We start from the raw sequence: 18,407 nt of genomic DNA, 5'->3' as shown, positions 1-18,407 counted from the left end.
GTTGCTCCTCGCACTCAGGGGGCGGCGGCCGGATGGATGGCCCCGGCGGTCGTGGTCAGCGGCGCGCCGCTGCCGCCCCAGCGCAGGGCGACGATCTCGGCGGCGACGGACACCGCGACCTCCTCCGGTGTCCGGGCCCCGAGATCGAGCCCGAGCGGCGAGCGCAGCCGGGCCAGCTCGGTCTCGGTGACACCGGCCTCGGCGAGCCGTTCGCGCCGCTCGTCGTGGGTACGCCGGCTGCCCATCGCCCCGATGTACGCGGCCGGCCGGCGCAGCGCCTCCTCCAGCAGCGGCACATCGAACTTCGGGTCGTGGGTGAGGACGCAGATCACCGTGCGCCCGTCGGTGCCGGTGGCGGCGAGATAGCGGTGCGGCCAGTCGACGACGACCTCCACCCCCTCCGGAAAGCGCTTCGGGGTGGCGAAGACCGGGCGGGCGTCGCAGACGGTGACCCGGTAGCCGAGGAAGGCGCCGACACGGGCCACGGCGGCCGCGTAGTCGATCGCGCCGAAGACCAGCATCCTCGGCGGCGGCGCGAACGACTGCAGGAACACCGTGACGGAGTCCTCGCGGCGTTCCCCGTGCGGCCCGTAGTGCCTCAGCCCCGAGGCGCCCAGGGCGAGTTCACCGCGGGCGTCGGCGGTGACCGCCACGTCGAGCCCGGCCGCGCCCAGGGTGCCCCCGACGGCGTCCGGCCAGACCGCGCGGGCGGCCCCGCGCGGTGCGGGCCCGTCGACCACCATGGCCACGGTCACCGGATCGCCCGCGGCCACGGACGCCGCGACGCGGCCGAACGCCGGGTCCGAGCCGGGCGTCACGGCCCGCACCAGCAGCGTGATCTCGCCACCGCAGGTGAGGCCGACGGCGAACGCGTCCTCGTCGCTGTACCCGAAGGTCACGAGCCGCGACTCGCCGCTCGCCACGACCTCCTGGGCGAGTTCGAACACCGCCCCCTCCACACAGCCCCCGGACACGGAGCCCACGACCTCGTCGTCCGGCCCCACGGCCATGGCGGCACCGGGGCCGCGCGGCGCGCTGCGGCTGACCGCGACGACCGTGGCGAGCCCGAACGGCACTCCCGCCCGGTACCAGCGCTCCAGCGCCGGGAGGATGTCACGCACCTCTCGCTCCCTTCACCGGGACCCGGCCGTCCGCGGCCCCGCGCACCACCGCCGCCGGCGGTTCAGGAACTCGCGCGGCGGCTCGCTCAGCGGGGTGCCGCCGTACCGTCCACGTCGCCCTCGATGTGGGTCATGCGCCCTCCGGACCGTGCGGGCAGGAGAGGAAGCCGAACAAATCCCTCAGACCGGCACGATGTAGATCACTCTAAGGCGATGCACCGGCCCCGGCGAGTGGTGCGACGGGGGTTTGCCGAGTATCGCTCCATCACCCCGGCGGGACCGGCCCCTGGTACACGAGCCCCCGTCCGGAACCGGGAGCGATCACGCGCGCGACGCCGGGCGGGGGGCCGGCCCGGGGGAGACGTGGCGGTCCTGTCCGCCGAGGTCCTTGCGGAAGACCGTGGAGCTGTGCCGGACCGTCATGCCGACCCGCAGGTAGAGGTCGAGCGCACCGGTGTCCGAGTGGGTCCACAGCGTGCAGGAGCGAAGGCCCGTCCGGTGGAAGGCCCGGAACGTGTGGCGCAGCAGCAGCCGGGCGATGCCGCGGCCGCGGTGGTCACGCCGTACGGCGACCTGTTCGAGGTGGCCCTCGTCCGTGCCCGGCGCGTCCAGCGCCAGGACGGCGCCCACGAGATGATCACCGGCGAACGCCAGGGCCGACCGCCGAGGGGCGAACGTCCGCCGCTCCACGGTGTGGGCGGCCCACTCCTCGTACGCCTGCCGCCGCTCCTGCCACTCGTCGAACGCGTCCTGGACGAGTACGTGCGTGGCGGGCCCGTCGCCGGTGCGGAAGGGCCGCACCGAGATGCCCGCCGGCGGCTCGGGCACCGCGGGCTCGGCCGGCATGGCGAACTCCAGCAGCCAGGACGTCACCAGCGGCTCGTACCCGTGCGCGCGCAGCAGCCGCACGGCGCCTGTGTCCCCGTCCGGCACGGTCTGCACGACGCGGGCGGTGCCGGCCTGCCGCGCCCGCGCCAGCGTCCAGCCGAGGAGCGCGGCGCCCAGGCCCCGGCCGCGCTGCTCCGGATGCACGTCCACTTCGGAACGCCGGTCCACCCAGGCGCGGGCGACGAGGCGGCCGGCCGGGTCGTGAACGACGACGGTGTCCGACTCCGGCACCAGGCCCGGCCGCGTGAAATCGGCGGCCACCGCCCCCACGTCGCTCTGCCCCCGCCCGTACACCTCCCGCTCGCAGTCCGTGACCAGGGCCTGGATCGCATGGATGTCGTCAGTGGTCGAGGGCCGCGAGCGGTAGCCGGCCGGCAGGGACGGGACGAGGGAGGGCATCGGTGGAGACTAGCCGTGCGCCGGATTTCGCGGCAACGAGGGTCGTTCGGCACGGCACCGGGCAGCGGCCCGGCGGCGTCTCCGCGCGGGAAACCGCGGCGGCGTGGCACGGCCTCCGGGGTCATGGGGGCACCCCGGGGGCCGTACGCCGCTCAGTTTCCGCCCGGGCCCGTCCAGCCGTCCCGCACATGCCCCAGCCGGACGCGCTGCGGATGGTCGCCGACCGGGACCGACGTGACCTTCCGGCCGGTGGCGAAGTCGATCGCGGTGACCTGGTCCGCGCCGGACTCGGAGACCACGCAGTCCTTGCCGTCGCCGCTGACCGTGGCCCAGTACGGCTTGGACGCGGTGACCAGCGGGCCCTCCTGGAGGGTGGCGCGGTCGACCACGGTGGCGTAGTCGTCCATGGTGCCCGCCACGCAGAGCTTGGTGCCCTCGGGGTTCATCGAGAGCCCGTGGTGGCGCGAGTCGTTGACCCAGGTGGTGCGGTCCGCACTGGTCGCCGGGTTCTTCGGCAGGGTCTTCACCCGGGTGATCCGGTCGGCGGCGACGTCGTACTCCAGGAAGCCGTTGAAGAACGACACCTGGAAGTACAGCTTGGACTCGTCGGGGGAGAAGACGGCGGGGCGCACGGCGTCGGAGAAGTCCTTCAGCCCGTACGCGTCGAGGCGCTGCCGCATGTCGACGACCTTGACCTGCTTGAAGCTCGTCGCGTCGACGACCGTGATGTGCCGGTCGCCCTTCGTCCAGTCCCAGATCGGGTCGTCCAGGGCGGTGTTGACGTCACCGATGGACATGTTCCAGATGTACTTGCCGTCCCTGGTGAAGATGTTCTCGTGCGGTTTGTCGCCGGTGGCGAACGAGCCGAGCTGCCTGCCGGTCCCGATGTCCAGCACGTGCACGGTGTTCGCGGTCGACGCGGACACCGCGACACGGGTGCCGTCCGGCGAGACCGCCATGTGGTCGGCCCGGTAACCGGACACCGGGAAGCGCCAGTTGACCTTCCCGGTGGCCAGGTCGATCGAGACGACGTCCGCGAAGCTCGGGCGGGAGACCACGACGGAGCGGCCGTCCGGGGTGGAGTACATGTCGTCGGCGAACTGGTCGTGGCCCTCGCCCACGCTGTTGCGGATGGCCTGGAAGTAGATCCACTTGATCGGGTCCGCGTTGATCTCCGCCATCCGCTGGTCCTTGTCCGGGACCACGTCGATCCGGCCGATCTTCGCGAAGTCGCCGGAGGACTTGATCACATCGGCGGTGCCGTCCCAGTTGTTGCCGACGAACAGCACCTCCCGCAGCCCTGAGGCGTCGGTGGCGGACGCGGTCGCGCCGGCGGCGGTCGCCGGGCCGGCGAGGGTCAGTGTGAGGGCGGCGGCCATGGAGCAAAGGTGCCTGGTTCTGGAGGCAGGCATGACTGCTCTCTTTCCTCGGGGAATCTGAACACGGGCGCTTTCACTGTGAACTTACTGAAAAGTAAGGAAGGGGCGGCCTTCTCGACAAGATGTGTGCAGGACAAGATTGGGGGAGCGGTGGGAACGGGAGGGGACAGCGTGACGGGCAGGCTCAGGGCGCCGACGGGCCGTTACGGCGGCAGGTCCGCCGAGGAACGGCAGGCCGAGCGGCGCCGCCGCTTCCTGGACGCCGCGCTGCGGCTGTTCGGTGACACCCCCGGCTACCGGGCGACCACGGTCGCCGCCCTGAGCCAGGCCGCCGGCCTGTCCACCCGACAGTTCTACGAGGAGTTCCGCACCCTGGAGGACGTCCTCGCCGCCCTGCACCTGGAGGTCAACGGCTGGGCGGAACAGGCCGTGCTGGACGCGCTCGCCGCGGCCGAGGGGCTGCCGCTGGCCGAGCGGGTCGCCGTGCTGTTCCGTGCCTACGCCCGCGACGTCACCCGCGATCCGCGCCGCATCCGTATCGCCTTCGTGGAGATCATCGGCGTCAGCCCCCGGCTGGAGGAGCAGCGGCTCGCCCGCCGGGCCCGCTGGGTCGACCTGATCCGCGCGGAGGCCGACGCGGCCGCGGCCCGCGGGGAGGCGGCGGTGCGCGACTACCGCCTCGCGGCCACCGCCTTCATCGGCAGCGTCAACGGCCTGCTGCACGACTGGAGCACCGGCTGGGTGGACGCGACCCTCGACGAGGTCGTCGACGAACTGGTCCGCCAACTGCTGGACATCCTGCGCCCGGAAGGCGGCCAGGCCCGGCGGGGGTGAGCGGGGCTGTCTCGGTGAGGGGGGCGGGGTGAGCGGGGCGCGGGCCTGAGGCCGGCATGGTCCTGGCCGGCCGGGCCCGGCCGGCCCACCGCGGGCAGACCGGAGCCGGGTGCCGGCCGCTCACGTCAGCCGGGGCCGCAGGCCCGTCGGCCGAACCCGTGGGCCCGTCAGCCGGGGCCGCAGGCCCGTCGGCCGGGGCGGACCCGGCTCGACGCGCGGCATCCGGCCGTAGCTGGTCTGCTGGTTCAGGGGGCCGTCGTACCCGTTCTCCGGAGATGCAGATGAGTACCTACCGAGTCGCGCAGGTGACCGCCCCGGACGGCACGTTCGAACTGGCCGAGCGAGAGGTGCCCCGGCCCGGACCCGGACAGGTCCTGATCGCCGTGGAGGCGTGCGGGATCTGCCACAGCGACGCCCTCTTCGTGAGCGGCGGACTGCCGGGCGTGTCGTTCCCGGAGGTGCCCGGGCACGAGATCGCCGGGCGGATCGAGGAACTGGGCGAGGGGACCGGGGACCGCGGATGGCGGACCGGTGACCGGGTGGCCGTCGGCTGGTTCGGCGGCAGCTGCGGCCACTGCGTGCCCTGCCGAGAGGGCGACTTCATCGTGTGCCGGAACCTCGAGGTCCCGGGCTGGGCGTACGACGGAGGCTTCGGCGACAAGGTGCTGGTGCCCGTCGACGCCCTGGCCCGGATCCCCGAGGGGCTGGCGGCGGGCGACGCCGGGCCGATGGCCTGCGCCGGCGTCACCACGTACAACGGGCTGCGGCGCAGCTCCGCCAGGCCGGGCGACCTGGTCGCGGTGCTCGGACTCGGCGGCCTCGGGCACCTCGGGGTGCAGTACGCGGCCGCCATGGGCTTCGAGACCGTGGGGATCGCCCGGGGCGCCGAGAAGGCCGACTTCGCCAAGCGGCTGGGCGCCCACCACTACGTCGACAGCACCTCCGGCACCCCGGTCGCCGAGGCCCTGCAGTCCCTCGGCGGAGCCAAGGTCGTCCTCGCCACCGCCGGGCACTCCGAGGCGATCACGGCCACCGTGGACGGACTGGCGCACCGCGGCGAACTGGTGGTCATCGGAGCGGACACCGAGCCGCTGGGCATCAGCCCGGTCCAGTTGCTCATGAGCGGCCGGGTCGTGCGCGGCCACCCCTCCGGCACCGCGAAGGACGTCGAGGACACCATGGAGTTCAGCGCCCTGCACGGCATCCGTCCGATGACGGAGTCCGTGCCGCTGGAGCAGGCGGACGAGGCCTACCGGAAGATGCTCGCCGGCCGGGCCCGCTTCAGGATGGTGCTGACCACCGGCTGAGGCGTCCTCCCAGCGGCCGGAAACCCCTGCTCGCCATGGTTCGAAGTCACCCTTTCGGGAAGCGGGGACGATGTTTCCGCGGGCGAAATACCGAACCCGTCCGGAACGAGCCACGGCGCGGGTGAAGGAACGGCCGCTTCCGTTCCTTTTCCCGCTGTTTCCTGGCTCGCGGCACCGACCGGAAAGCGGAACCCGGGCCGCCCCGCGTGCTTTTCGGTCAAACTCCCGACGCCTTCTGTGGGCGGGTGACAGGTGTCCCCTAGCATCAATTGGGAGCGCTGCGGGGATGGGCCTGTGGTGCCCTGTTTCGGAGGGAGACGCAATGGGCGAGTCGAACACCGACCAGAAGATCCTCGAGGAGATCGAGGACCTCGACTCTCTGGAAGTCCTGGAGGCCGAGGACCTCGACGACAGCGTGGCGTTCCACGCGTTCCGGTTCCGCAGCTAAGGCCGGCCCGGACCGGACATGATAACGGGTGGGCGGCCCGGTTTTCCGGCCCGCCCACCCGTTGTCGTCGTGCGGCTCATTTTCGAGGAATGAATCCCGGCGTCATCGGCGAGAAAGGTTTCACGGCCCCCCGTGGCAATTTATGTACGGCTGTTGCGGCACCGGCGGTTCGCCGGTCTTTGTTTTGGGCAGACGGTCTCCCTTCTTGGCGACGCGTTTTTTCCTATCATCGTTGTGGTGGCGGCCGCGAAGGCGGGCACGCCCGCAGAGACCATCGGCGCCGTGTTCGCCGCACGCTTCGTCGCGCTCGGCGCAGTGGTGCTGTTCAGCGGAGCCCTCCTGGACCGGTTCGACCCGGTCCGCGCGGCCGTCGTCGCGGACTCCATCCGCGTCGCCGCGCTCGTCGCGCTCGCCCTGGTCTGGGGCGGCGGGCTGGACGCCGTCGTCATCGTCGTCGCCGTACTGATCGGACTGTGCGAGGCGGTCAGCGAGCCGGCGCTCCTCGTCGTCGCGCCCCGGATCCTCCCGGACCGCGACGCCCGGAGCGCCGCCGACGAGGAGGACGCCGAGGTCACCGCCGCCTACGGCCTGCTGGAGGGCATGCGCAACAGCGCCGGCATGGTCGGACCCACCCTGGCCGCCGCCGTCGTCGGCGCACTCGGCGCGCCCACGGGCGCCGTGCTCGCCGCGTTCGCCTTCGGTGTCTCCGCCGCCGCCACCCGCTGGGCGGGCGCGCGCATCGGGACCCGGTCCCAGGCCGGTCCCGCGGCGGCGGAACCGGCGTCCGGGAAGTCCGGGTCCGATCCGGACGGCCCGCCGAACGACCGGCGGGCCGGGGACGCGGACGAAGCCGAACCGCCGCTCCTGCGTACCGCCCTCCAGGGCCTCGCCGTACTGTGGCGCATCCCCTGGCTGCGCCATGTGCAGCTCCTCGCCGTCGTGCACGTGGTGTTCGCCGTCGGCCCCTGGATGGTGGCCCTGCCCGTCTTCCTGATCGAGCGCGGTCACAGCGCCACCGTGTACGGGTTCGTCCTGGGCGCCTTCGCCGTCGGCAACGCCCTGGGCGCCCTCGTCGGCGGCCGGATCGGCGGCCGGCACCGCGGCCTGTACGCGCTCGCCCTGCTCGCCCTGTACGGCGTGACCGTGCTGGCCCCCGTGGTGACCGGGTCCGTCGTGCTGCTCGCCGCCGCCTTCTTCGCGGGCGGTGTCGGTCAGCAGGCCTTCGACATCGTCAAGATGACCGGACTGCGCCGGGACGTGCCCGAGGACCTGCACGGCCGTGCCTTCTCGGCGGACTTCTTCTTCTCCTTCGCCTCCCTGCCGCTGGGGCAGTTGCTCGGCGCCGGACTGCTCCGCTTCGCCGACGCCCGCTCGATCATGCTGTGGGGCGGCGCACTCGTGCTCGTCTCCACCGCCGCGGTGGCCGTGCGGCCGGACGTCCGCCGGTTCGCCTCCGCGGGGCCCGCGGACACCGTCCCGGCACCGGGAACACCTCTCATGGAACGGTCGCAGGATGCCGGCACACGTTGATCTCTTCGAAGAGCACGGCGAGGTCGCGGCACTGTGGTCCGCCCGTCCCTACAGCGGCCGCACGGTCGTGTGCTTCGACCGTCACCTCGACCTCAAACCCCTGGCTCCGGGCGGCGCCGAGGCGCTGCGGGCCGCCGCCGAAGAGGGCCGCTCCCCGGCCCCGCTGGTGCGCCGGCTGCCGGTCCGCGGAGTGCCCGGCGCCTTCGGCCTCGACGACTTCTGGTCCGCCGCCGCGATCACGGCAGGCCTCACCGACCTGGTGTGGGTGCCCAGTTGGCGTTCCTCCGGCGGCTGGGTGGAGCACGCGCTGGACGCCGTCTCGCTGATCAGCACCGCGGGCGCACCGGCCGAACCGCGCGCGGAGCGCTGCTGCCTCTCGGTCACCCTGTGCGGAGTACGGCTCTGCGTCGTACCTCCCGACCTGCTCGTCGACCACCTCGGCCGGCACGTGCGCACGGACATCGTCACGGACATCGACCTGGACTGGCTGGTGGACGAGCACGGCCGGTCCGAGCACAGCACGGACGAACTGGCCCGCCTGGTCGACGCCTGCGGGGGCGAACTGACCGCGATGACCTGGTCCACCCGGTCGGGGTTCCTGCCGTCCGAGTACCGCACCGTGGGCGCGGACGTCGCGGCGCGGCTCGGACTGCGCGCGCGCCGGTCCTCGTACCTGCCCGCGACGCCGTGGCCGGAGGATCTGATGCTGCGCGTCCATCAGGGCGCCGGACCGCCCGGACCCGAGGCGGGCGGCGACGGTCCGGAGGCGGGCATCGTCACCGCCCTGCGCGGCCTGGCGCACACGGAGCGACAGCCCGAGGAGGCGGAGAAGTGCTTCGAGCGGGCCGCCGCGCACGGCTACCGCTCCAGCTGGCTCGCCTACCGCATCGGCGCCGCCCACTTCGCCCTGGGCGACCATCGCACCGCCCGCTCGTACCTGCGGGAGGCGGCGGCCATCGACCCCCAGGACACCCTCGGCGCACATGCCCGGATCATGGGCGCGCGGGCCACCCTGCGACTGGACGGCCCCGGCGCGGCCCTGGACGAGTTCCGCGCCCTCGCGGCCGAACTGCCGCTGCGCGAGGGGATCTGGAAGACGCTGCGCGTGCTCGCCCGCACCCAGGGCGACCCGGACACGGCGGAGTCGGCCGAGCGGGAGCTGCGACGCCTGGCCCGCCTGACCGGGCCCGGAGCCGCGGCCGGGCCGGAGGCGGACCTGCCATGACCGACGTACTCCTGGTGATGCCACCGGTCAGCGAGGCCGTGCAGTTCCCGTACCTGGCCCTGCCCCAGCTCACCGCGGCCTGGACCGCCCAGGGGCACCGGGTGCGCAGCCTCGACCTGAACCTGGCGTACCGCGACGAGGTGCTCCTGCGCCGCCCGTCCGCCCCGGAACGGAGGGAGGCCGACGGCGCGCCGACCGCCGCCGCCATCTACCGCGGCGTCAGCGAGGACTACCGGGCCGCCCACGGGGACCTGCTGCTGCGCACCGCCCGGGACCGCTCCGCCGGGTTCGCCCAGGAGACGGCCATCACCGCGACCGGCCGCTACGTCCTGCAGCAGGCCGCCCGGGACGGCTGGATCCTCCCCGGCACGCCCCGGCTGGGGCGGATCGACGAGCTGGTCGAGGCGTCCCTGGGCACCTGGTCCGCCCGCTGGTGCGCCGACCACCTCGACGCGCTGCTCGCCGAACACCGGCCCCGCCTCCTGGCGTTCACGGTCCCGTTCTTCAGCCAGGTGGTCCCCACCCTCGCGCTGACCACACTGGTCAGGCGGCGCCGGCCGGACGTCCGGATCGCGCTCGGCGGACCTACCGTCCAGATGTGGGCCGCGCTGCTGCGCCGCCGGACCGCGGCGGCCGGCACGGTCGACCACTGGTGCGTGGGCCACGGCGAGGACTTCCTGACCGACGTGCTCGGGACCGGCCGGGCCCGCGGCCGCAAGGTGCCGGAGCGGCCCGCGGACGGCCTGCGCGACGGCTTCGTCCTCAACGACCAGCCGGCGCCCGACTTCCGGCAGTTCGACTTCGCCGACTACAGCAACCAGGCCCACCAGTTCCCCTTCCGCCTGACCGTGGGCTGTTACTGGGGAAGGTGCACCTTCTGCTCGTACGGCAACCGCTACCGCGACGCCCGGGCCTTCCAGCAGATCGACCCCGGCACCGCGGCCCGTCACCTCGTCGCACTCGCCCGCCGGCTCGGCATCACCGACGTGGCCGTGGCCGACGAGAACACCGGCCTGCGGCACCTGTTACGGGTCATGGACGCCGTGCGCCGCGGCGGAGCGGACCTGACCTTCCGGGTCCGGGCCCGCCTGGAGCCGGAGCTGGCCGACCCCGGCTTCTGCCGCCGGCTGCGCGAGGCCGGCTGCGTGCAGATCTCGACCGGTTTCGAGACGGCCCACCAGGACATACTCGACTCCCTGCACAAGGGACAGGACGCGGCCCACGCCGAGCGGGCCGTGCTCAACCTGACCGGCGCGGGCATCGTCACCAACCTCTCCTTCATGGACGGCTACGACCACCCCCTGGCCGTCGAAGGCCATCACGACACGGTCGGCGTCATCCGGCGCCACCCCGCGGACATGGGCCTGGACACCCTGCAACTGGTCGTGGCGGAACCCGGCAGCTACCTGTGGGCGGACCGGCGGCGCGATGACGACGACCCGCTCGTCACCAACGACAAACTGGCCTTCGCCGCGGGACGCGTCGGCGGCGCGGTCCTCGACGACACCGCGACCGGCGAGGCCCGCGACCGGCTGCTGCGGATGACCGTCGAGGCCGTACCCGACGCCGAACGCGCCGGCCGCCCCGACCTGCCGCAGCACACGGCCGGCCGGCCGGACGCGACCGGGGAGTCGGCGACGGCGGCCCGGCCGCGGTTCGCCGTCGCCCTGCGCCGGGTGGGCGGCCGCTGGTTCCTGGCCGACGTGGCCTGGCCGCGGATGGCGGCCGTGCCCGCCGCCCTGACGCCCACCCCGGACGGCCGGTTCCGGGCCGAGGACCGGGACGGCCGGCGCTGGCTGCACCGGATGCTCGACAAACGCCTGCTGGAGCCCGACGGGCCCGACACGGCCACGGCACCCGGCCCCCGCCGGGCAGCCGCGGCGTCCGAGGCCCTCGGAGGGAGGAGCGTGTGATGGAGAAGCTCGGACTGGGGCTGGGCATGGACCTGGTCTGGGGGGAGCGGATCGGCTTCGAGAAAACCGGCCCCGGCCGGCCCACCGACCAGGTGGCCGCCTTCCTGAGACACAACGCCCCCGCCTACGACTACATGTTCGTCGCCTTCCAGCCCATCGACTACGGGCCCCTCGCCCCCGAGCGCTACTTCCCGGCGTACGACCGGCTCTTCGAGCTGTTCGGCGCCGACCGGCCCCGCGCCTTCCACCACACCATGCTCAACACCGGGAGCCCGGAGCGCTACGGCCGCGCCGAGATCGCGGACTTCACCAACGCGCTCATCGGACGCTACGGATTCCGCTGGATCATCGAGGACCTCGGCATCTGGTCCCTCGCGGGCCGCAGTCTGCCCTACCCCATGCCGCCCGTCCTGACCGCGGAGGGCCTGGAGCACTGCGTGACCGGTGTGGCCGACTGGGTGGGGCGACTGCGGGCGCCCCTCTCCGTGGAGTTCCCCGGCTTCACCGAGGGCGGCAGCTTCCTCGTCGGCGACCTGGACGCCTTCACCTTCTACGACACGGTGATCCGGGAGACCGGCGCCCTGGCGACCATCGACATCGGGCACATCCTCGCCTACCAGTGGCTGACGGGGCGCACCGGACCGCGGATGTTCGAGGGCCTGGACGCACTGCCGCTCGACCGCTGCCACGAAGTGCACCTGTCGGGTTGCCAGATCGTCGACGGACGCTTCCGCGACCTGCACCACGGCGTACTGCTCGACGAGCAACTGGCCCTGCTGGAGCACCTGCTGCCGCGGATGCCGCGCCTGACCGGAGTCACTTACGAGGACCCCAAGTTCACCGCCGACGGACAACTCGTCCCCAAGTCGCGGCCCAACGCGGAGCGGCTGTTCGCGCTCGTGCGGTCCTGGAAGGAGGGCGGAGCCCGTGCCGCATGACACCCCGGCAGCCGTCCTCGGCCCGCCCACGCGGCACGAGCGGATCCTGATGGTCCTCGACCGGCTCCTGTACGACCGGGACTTCCGCGACGCGTTCACCGCCGAGGGCCCCACCAGCGGCCGGCTGGCGCTCGACGCCGACCTCGTGGACGCCTTCGGCCGGGTGGACGTGCACGAACTGGCCCTGGTGGGGCGGAACATACGCTCCGAGGTGGTCTCCGGCGGCACCGGCACCGGACCCGGCCTCAAGGGCGCGTTCCCCCGCACCCTGGACGAGCTGCGGGAACGGCACGGGGTGGCGGTCAACCAGGTGGCGGAGCGGTTCATCGCCTCGCCGTCCTTCCAGCGGTTCCGCGACGTCCCGTTCTCCCCGTACGGCCGCGGCACGACCCTGCCCGAGTGCTTCCACCGCTTCATGGCGGGGCGGCCACCGGCGCTCGACCCGCTCGGCGAACTGGAGCCGCTCGTCCACCACGAGGCCGCCGCCGCCGTCGTCCGCGCGGTCGCCACCGGAGCCCATGCCACCTTCGACGTCACCCTCGCCCACATGGCCTTCCACGGCGGTGTCCTGTGCGGGTTCCGGGCCTACGACGAGGCGCCCGAGGCGTGGCTGCTGAAGCCGACGATGTTCCTGGCGGGAGGTGGCCGCTGCGTCATCGGCCCCGCCCGCCGCCCGCTGTACGAGGCCCTGACCACCTTCCTGGACGGGCGCCTCGACGCGCTGGCACCACGGGTGCGGACCTCGCTGGAGGACCGAGTGCACGCATGGGGGCTGCGATGAACACCCGGAGAACCGAGCGGACGGACGGCCACCGGCCGGACGAGACGGACCGGCTCGACCTCGACCGTTTCCGACGCGACCACTGGCGCCGCCGGCCCGTCGTCCTGCGCGGCTGCGGCCCGCGGTTCCTGGCGCCGGCGCTGACCTGGTCCGACGTCACGGCACTGGAAGCCCGCCTGGACGGGGACACCTCCGGAGCGGGCGTGCACCGGCGCCCCGACGGAACCGTGCTGTTCGTCAACCAGGCACAGCACACCGTGCCCGAACTGGCGGTTGCCTGCCACAAGCTGGCCGGTCTCTTCGGCTGGGAGGAGTGCACCGCCGATCTGTCGGTCACCCGCGGCGGCGGCGCCGGAATCGGCTGCCACTTCGACCACAGCGACAACTTCGTCGTACAGCAGCAGGGCTCCAAGAGCTGGCGCGTCGGGCTGCCCGAGCACACCGGCCGCGACCGGCAGCGCAAACGCATGCTGGAGACCAAGGGGTTCGTCCCCTCGGGCCAACTGCCCCGGCGGCCCTGGGAAGTGGTGCTGCACCCCGGCGACGTGCTCTACCTGCCGCTGTTCGCACCCCACGAGGGCGTCGAGAACCCGGACGGCGCCGGCGAGGGCTCGGTCAGCGTCTCCTTCTCGTACAACGCGCGCAGCGCGCTGGGCACCCACCTCAAGCCGCTGCTGCGCGCACTGGCCGCCCAGGACGCCTGGTGGGAGCCGCTGCCTGTCGACGGCGCGGACCCCGAGCGGCTCGAGGCAGCACTCGTACGGGCCCTGCGCACCATCACGCGACCGGAGCCGGAACCGCCGGAACGACACGCGGAACCGGCGGGACAGGGGGAAGCATGAGACTGAAGGAACTCGCGGCGGACAGGTCGGCGGCCGGACTGCCCGATCTGTCGCTGATCGTCCTGGCCGAGGACGACGCCGCCGTCGCCGCCGGCGAACAGGTGCGCCGCGTCGTGGCCCGGCAGTACCTCGTACGGCTCCTGCGCGCGGTCAGGGCGCTGCGCGAGGACCGTCCCGACGCCCCCGAGGTCGCCCGTGCCCTGGAACTGCTGGACGCCTGGGACGTCGACGAGGCCCTGGACCGGGCGCTGAGCCCGGACATGACCGGCTGGATCTGGCGCAGCACCAGGCCCGGCACCGACCCGGAGACCCTGCTCACCCAGCTCGGCCGGTGCCTGGGCCCCGAGCGGCCGGGCGCGACGGCCCACGTCGGCCTCGGTGCCCGGCGCCCCGCGGCACCGGTCGTCACCACCGCCGCCGGAATCCGCTCCGCCCAGCTCTTCGGATGGGCCGGCGAAGGAGACGAGGTCCCGCTCGACCTCACCCCGGAGCGGGCGCGGGAGTTCGCCGCGACCGTGCAGCGGGGTGCCGACGCGCTGGCGGCCGTGTGGCCCGAGGGCCGGGAGATGGCGGCGATCGACATCCAGGCGTTCGCGGCACTGGGCGGCCACCGCGGCCTGCGGCCCCTGAACTTCAGCGTCCACGGCCTGCGGGGCCTGGTCCTGACCAGCGAGCGGCCCGCCTACATGCTGGCCCAGACCCTGGTCCACGAGGCCACCCACCAGCGTTTCAGCGGCATCCTCGACTGTGTGGCGGTGGTCCGCAATCCCGAGGCGCGGCACCACTCGCCGTTCGTCGACGCCGAGCGCCCGCTCGGGCACATCGCGCACGGCATCCTCTCCTTCATCAACGACGTCCACGTGGCCGGCCGCCACCTCGGGACCGAGCGCGACCCGGCCGAGCGGGCCCGCATCCAGCGGTACCTCGCGCTGAAGACCGATCAGCTGCGGGTCGCCGAGAAGAACCTGCTCGAGGTCGCCGAGCCCACCGAGCACGGCGCCCGGCTGCTCGCGGGGTGCCGGAGCGCGATCGACCGGCTCGACCGTGGCTGACCGGGAACCCCACGGCCCACCCACCGTCCTCGCCGGCCCCGCCGAGGACACCCTCGGGGCGGCACTGGCGCGGGCCCGCGCCCGGCTCGGCCCCGGGGCGCACGTCGAGCACGACGAGCACGACGGGCTGTGCCGGGTGCGGATCCGCCTCGGCCCGGCCCGGCACGGCCACACCCCGCAGTGGGGCGTCGCCGCCCACGGCAGCGCCTACGTGGCGGCCGAACTGGACGACGGTGTGGCCCGGCTGCTCGACGACCGCGCGCTGCTGGCCCGGCGCCGTCCGCTGCCCGGCCCGCTGTCGGGTCCGGCGCTGCTCACACCCCCGGTGGCCGGGATCCTGGTGCACGAGTGCTTCGGGCACACCAGCGAGGCCGACAACTACCTGGCCCAGCGCCGGGCCCTCGGCCGGTCCCTCGGCGACGAGTGGACCCGGGCCCCGCTGACGGTACGGGACCGCCCGACGGCCCGTCCGTACGCGGGCAGCTACCTCCGGGACGACGAGGACACCGCCCCCCGGACGGTCACGCTGGTCCGCGACGGCCGCTGGAGCGCGCTGCTCACCTCCCGGGCGACCCGGGCCCTGAGCGCGGGCAGCAGCACCGGACACGGCCGCGGCGCCCGGGACGCGGTCGTACCGCGCTGCAGCGTGCTCGCCGTGGCACCGGGCCCGCACACTCAGGCGGAACTGCTCGAACGGGTCGGCGACGGCTGGCTCCTGGGAACCGCCGTCGGCGGCTTCTCCGTGCGCGAACACCTCATCCTCGAGGCGCTGTGGGCACGGCGGGTGCGCGACGGGCGGCCGACGGACGACATCGCGGGGCCGGTGGCCGTCTGCGCACCGAAGGCGGCGCTGGCGCGGCAGATCACCGCGGTGGGCAGCGACGTACGCGTGCACAGCTCGCCTTACACCTGCGTCAAGGACGGCCACGAGGTCGGCTCGACCCTCATCAGCCCCTCCCTGCTCCTGGCGCGATGCGTGGTACGGCCGCTGGAGCAGGTGCGGCGACTGGTCCGCCGTACGCAACCCTCCGCCTGAGCCGCGCCGGGGCCGCGACGGCCGCCGCTCAGGTCTGCCGGGCGTTCACCGGACTGTTGGCGACCTCGTCGGGGCACTTCCGGCGCGGCCCGCGTATCCGCCGGTCGCGCCGCCAGTCGGACGTCGCGAGGGCCAGGGAGGCCGCCATGCCGACGAGGGCGGCGCCCAGCGCGGCGAAGAGGGCGCCGCGGTAGTCGTGGCTCCTGCCGAGCACCAGGTAGAAGAGCCCGGGCAGGGCGGCGGTGCCCACCGCCGCGCCGAGCCGCTGGCCCGTCTGCAGGGCGCCGCCCGCCGCGCCCGCCATGCGCACCGGCACGTCCCGCAGGGTCATGGTGATGTTGGGGGAGACGACGAAGCCGCCGCCGACGCCGCCCAGGAACAGCAGCGGGGCGGCCAGCCAGGGAGCGCTGTCCGCGGGGCCGTGGCGCAGCATCAGCGCGGTGCCGCCGAGGCCGAGGAGCACGCCCGTGAGACCGCACACCGTGAGCAGCCGGCCGAACCGGTCCACCAGGCGGCCGGCGAGCACGGCGGTGATCGCCGAGCCGACGGCGAACGGGGTCACGGCCAGGCCCGAGCGCAGCGGGGAGAAGCCGAGGCCGTGCTGGTAGAAGAGGGCGAAGACCAGCCAGACGCCGCTGAAGCCGATGAAGTACAGCGTGCCGACGCCGGCCCCGACGGCGTAGCCGCGCACGGTGGTGAACAGGCGCGGGTCGAGCAGCGGCTGCGCGCCACGGGCGACCAGGCGCCACTGCCACCGGGCGAAGACGGCGAGAACCGCCACTGCGACGGGGAACAGCCACCACAGCTGCCCGATGCCACCCGTGTCCGCCTGCACCAGCGGATACATGAGGCAGAGCACGCCGAGCCCCAGCAGCAGGACGCCCGGCACGTCCACGTGCCCCCGGCCGGACCGCCGGGTACGGGGCAGCAGACGCCGGCCGAGGAGCACCGCGAGGATGCCGATGGGGACGTTGACGTAGAAGATCCACCGCCAGCCCTGCGCGCCGGAGGCGAGGGCGAGGATGACGCCCCCGGTGATGGGGCCCACGGCCGAGGAGATACCGACGACCGAACCGAAGAGCCCGAAGGCCCGACCGCGTTCGGCGCCGCGGAACAACTGCTGGATGAGCGCGGAGTTCTGGGGGGCCATGAAGCCCGCCGCCAGGCCCTGGGCCAGCCGGGCCGCCACCAGCAAGGTGATGTCGGGAGCGGCGCCGCAGGCCGCGCTGAAGATCACGAACCCGCCGAGGGCGACCAGGAAGATCCGCCGCCGGCCCAGGGCGTCCCCGAGCCGCCCGGCGGTGACGAGGGCGAGGGCGAAGGTGAGCGCGTATCCGGAGACCACCCACTGCACCTGTGCGGCGGAGGCGTGCAGGTCGCGCTGGATGGTGGGCAGGGCGACCGCCACGATCGTCACGTCCAGCAGGCTCATGAAGCCTGCCACCAGAGTGACCCACAGGGCCCGCCACCGGCGCGGGTCCGGCTCGTACCCGGCCTCCTGGGCGGCCGGCTCCCGACCGCCCGCCGCCGACGTTGTCACAGGGCCTGCTCCTCTCACCCGCCCGAACCCGGACGAACCAGGTTCCCCCGCCGGGCGCGCCGCACACCTGGCCACGACCACGGACGAGGGGAGTCCGGGCCGGGCACTCCCCTAGGAGGCCGCCAGGACCAGCAGGCCCGCAGCCGCCACGAGGGCACACCCGAGGACGCAGCAGGCCGCCAGCCGCAGGCGCAGCGCCCGGTACCGGCGCTCGTAGGCCAGCCGCAGTTCCTCGGCGCGGTGAGCGGTGCGCCGCCATGAGGAGCGGGCCAGTGTCAGGTACTCCGCCTCGAACCGCTCCTCGAACTCGTCCCGCTGGGTGTCCGTGAGCCGGCCCAGCCGGGCGGTCAGCCGGGCCGCCGCCGCACGGCCCTCCTCGCGTGCGGCGGCGAGCAGCAGGTGGCCCTCGATCTCCCGGACCAGCGTCCGGCCCTCGTCGGCGCTCATCGCGCGGTCAGCTCCCGCTCCGGCGCCGGCAGGCGCGGATGGTGCAGGTCGAACGCCGGGGACTCGCTGCGGATCCGCGGCAGGGTGAGGAAGTTGTGCCGCGGCGGCGGGCAGGACGTCGCCCACTCCAGCGAGCGGCCGTAGCCCCACGGGTCGTCCACGCCGACCGGCTCGCCGTACCTGGCCGTCTTCCAGACGTTGTAGAAGAACGGCAGCATCGACGTGCCGAGCAGGAGGGAGAAGACGGTCGACACGGTGTTGAGCGTGGTGAGCCCCTCGACCGCCAGGTAGTCCGGGATCCGGCGCTGCATCCCGTTCACGCCCAGCCAGTGCTGGACCAGGAAGGTGCCGTGGAAGCCGGTGAACAGCGTCCAGAAGGTGATCCTGCCGAGGCGCTCGTCCAGCATCCTGCCGGTCATCTTCGGCCACCAGAAGTGGAAGCCCGCGAACATCGCGAAGACGACGGTGCCGAAGATGACGTAGTGGAAGTGGGCGACGACGAAGTAGGTGTCGGAGGTCGGGAAGTCCAGCGGCGGCGAGGCCAGCATCACCCCGGTGAGTCCGCCGAAGACGAACGTCACCAGGAAGCCCGTCACCCAGAGCATGGGCGTCTCGAAGGAGAGGCTGCCGCGCCACATGGTGCCGATCCAGTTGAAGAACTTCACACCGGTCGGGACCGCGATCAGGAAGGTCATGAAGGAGAAGAACGGCAGCAGCACACCGCCGG

Annotated in this window: 17 protein-coding genes; 11 read left to right on the top strand and 6 right to left on the bottom strand. The window is 73.6% G+C overall.

Going from position 1 to position 18,407, the window contains the following annotated elements:
* Positions 1 to 14: 14 nt before the first annotated feature.
* The 3 genes from ABZ478_RS18470 to ABZ478_RS18460 form a co-directional block, all read right to left on the bottom strand.
* Complete coding sequence (locus ABZ478_RS18470) at positions 15 to 1,121, bottom strand: XdhC/CoxI family protein (protein ID WP_359550546.1); 1,107 nt, start codon at positions 1,119 to 1,121, stop codon at positions 15 to 17.
* 321 nt (positions 1,122 to 1,442) lie between these two features.
* Complete coding sequence (locus ABZ478_RS18465) at positions 1,443 to 2,408, bottom strand: GNAT family N-acetyltransferase (protein WP_359550544.1); 966 nt, start codon at positions 2,406 to 2,408, stop codon at positions 1,443 to 1,445.
* A 152-nt stretch (positions 2,409 to 2,560) separates the two neighbouring features.
* Positions 2,561 to 3,820 carry a YncE family protein gene (locus tag ABZ478_RS18460; protein WP_359550542.1) on the bottom strand — a complete coding sequence of 420 codons (1,260 nt, stop codon included), beginning with the start codon at positions 3,818 to 3,820 and terminating at the stop codon, positions 2,561 to 2,563.
* A 138-nt stretch (positions 3,821 to 3,958) separates the two neighbouring features.
* Between ABZ478_RS18460 and ABZ478_RS18455 the strand changes: the two genes are divergently transcribed.
* From ABZ478_RS18455 to ABZ478_RS18405, 11 genes are all read left to right on the top strand, one after another.
* Positions 3,959 to 4,621 carry a TetR/AcrR family transcriptional regulator gene (locus ABZ478_RS18455; RefSeq protein WP_359550540.1) on the top strand — a complete coding sequence of 221 codons (663 nt, stop codon included), beginning with the start codon at positions 3,959 to 3,961 and terminating at the stop codon, positions 4,619 to 4,621.
* A 281-nt stretch (positions 4,622 to 4,902) separates the two neighbouring features.
* Positions 4,903 to 5,928: an alcohol dehydrogenase gene (locus ABZ478_RS18450; protein ID WP_359550539.1), complete on the top strand. Its 1,026-nt coding sequence runs from the start codon at positions 4,903 to 4,905 to the stop codon at positions 5,926 to 5,928.
* A 322-nt stretch (positions 5,929 to 6,250) separates the two neighbouring features.
* Positions 6,251 to 6,376, top strand: coding sequence for a hypothetical protein (locus tag ABZ478_RS18445; RefSeq protein WP_351673548.1), 126 nt, complete (start codon positions 6,251 to 6,253; stop codon positions 6,374 to 6,376).
* Between the two features lie 132 nt (positions 6,377 to 6,508).
* A complete protein-coding gene (locus ABZ478_RS18440) occupies positions 6,509 to 7,906 on the top strand; it encodes an MFS transporter (protein WP_359550537.1) in 1,398 nt (465 codons plus the stop codon).
* Positions 7,890 to 9,131 (top strand): hypothetical protein, encoded by a 1,242-nt coding sequence (locus ABZ478_RS18435; protein ID WP_359550535.1) that lies wholly within the window; start codon positions 7,890 to 7,892, stop codon positions 9,129 to 9,131. Before ABZ478_RS18440 ends, ABZ478_RS18435 begins: the two co-directional genes overlap by 17 nt.
* On the top strand, positions 9,128 to 11,044 hold the full coding sequence (locus tag ABZ478_RS18430) for a radical SAM protein (RefSeq protein ID WP_359550533.1): 1,917 nt from the start codon (positions 9,128 to 9,130) through the stop codon (positions 11,042 to 11,044). The genes ABZ478_RS18435 and ABZ478_RS18430 overlap by 4 nt, the downstream gene beginning before the upstream one ends.
* Complete coding sequence (locus tag ABZ478_RS18425) at positions 11,044 to 11,982, top strand: DUF692 family multinuclear iron-containing protein (RefSeq protein WP_359550530.1); 939 nt, start codon at positions 11,044 to 11,046, stop codon at positions 11,980 to 11,982. Before ABZ478_RS18430 ends, ABZ478_RS18425 begins: the two co-directional genes overlap by 1 nt.
* Complete coding sequence (locus ABZ478_RS18420) at positions 11,972 to 12,763, top strand: hypothetical protein (protein ID WP_359550527.1); 792 nt, start codon at positions 11,972 to 11,974, stop codon at positions 12,761 to 12,763. Before ABZ478_RS18425 ends, ABZ478_RS18420 begins: the two co-directional genes overlap by 11 nt.
* A complete protein-coding gene (locus tag ABZ478_RS18415; protein ID WP_359550524.1) occupies positions 12,760 to 13,605 on the top strand; it encodes a cupin domain-containing protein in 846 nt (281 codons plus the stop codon). The genes ABZ478_RS18420 and ABZ478_RS18415 overlap by 4 nt, the downstream gene beginning before the upstream one ends.
* Positions 13,602 to 14,657, top strand: a complete 1,056-nt coding sequence (locus ABZ478_RS18410) for an HEXXH motif-containing putative peptide modification protein (protein ID WP_359550521.1) — start codon at positions 13,602 to 13,604, stop codon at positions 14,655 to 14,657. Before ABZ478_RS18415 ends, ABZ478_RS18410 begins: the two co-directional genes overlap by 4 nt.
* Positions 14,650 to 15,693, top strand: a complete 1,044-nt coding sequence (locus tag ABZ478_RS18405) for a metallopeptidase TldD-related protein (RefSeq protein WP_359550519.1) — start codon at positions 14,650 to 14,652, stop codon at positions 15,691 to 15,693. Before ABZ478_RS18410 ends, ABZ478_RS18405 begins: the two co-directional genes overlap by 8 nt.
* 28 nt (positions 15,694 to 15,721) lie before the next feature.
* Here ABZ478_RS18405 and ABZ478_RS18400 read toward each other — a convergent pair whose 3' ends face one another.
* From ABZ478_RS18400 to ABZ478_RS18390, 3 genes are all read right to left on the bottom strand, one after another.
* Positions 15,722 to 17,233 (bottom strand): MFS transporter, encoded by a 1,512-nt coding sequence (locus ABZ478_RS18400; protein ID WP_359550516.1) that lies wholly within the window; start codon positions 17,231 to 17,233, stop codon positions 15,722 to 15,724.
* A 111-nt stretch (positions 17,234 to 17,344) separates the two neighbouring features.
* The gene (locus tag ABZ478_RS18395) at positions 17,345 to 17,680 is read right to left on the bottom strand and encodes a hypothetical protein (RefSeq protein ID WP_359550513.1); all 336 of its coding nucleotides are present in this window, start codon (positions 17,678 to 17,680) and stop codon (positions 17,345 to 17,347) included.
* Positions 17,677 to 18,407: cbb3-type cytochrome c oxidase subunit I (locus ABZ478_RS18390; RefSeq protein WP_359550511.1), on the bottom strand; the 731-nt coding region annotated here is incomplete at its 5' end. The genes ABZ478_RS18395 and ABZ478_RS18390, both read right to left, overlap by 4 nt.

Origin of the sequence: Streptomyces sp. NPDC005706 (genome assembly GCF_040631045.1) — a bacterium.
In the GTDB taxonomy this organism is placed as follows: Bacteria; Actinomycetota; Actinomycetes; order Streptomycetales; family Streptomycetaceae; genus Streptomyces.
Note: the sequence above shows the minus strand (reverse complement) of the source record. Positions and strands in the feature narration are given on the sequence as shown.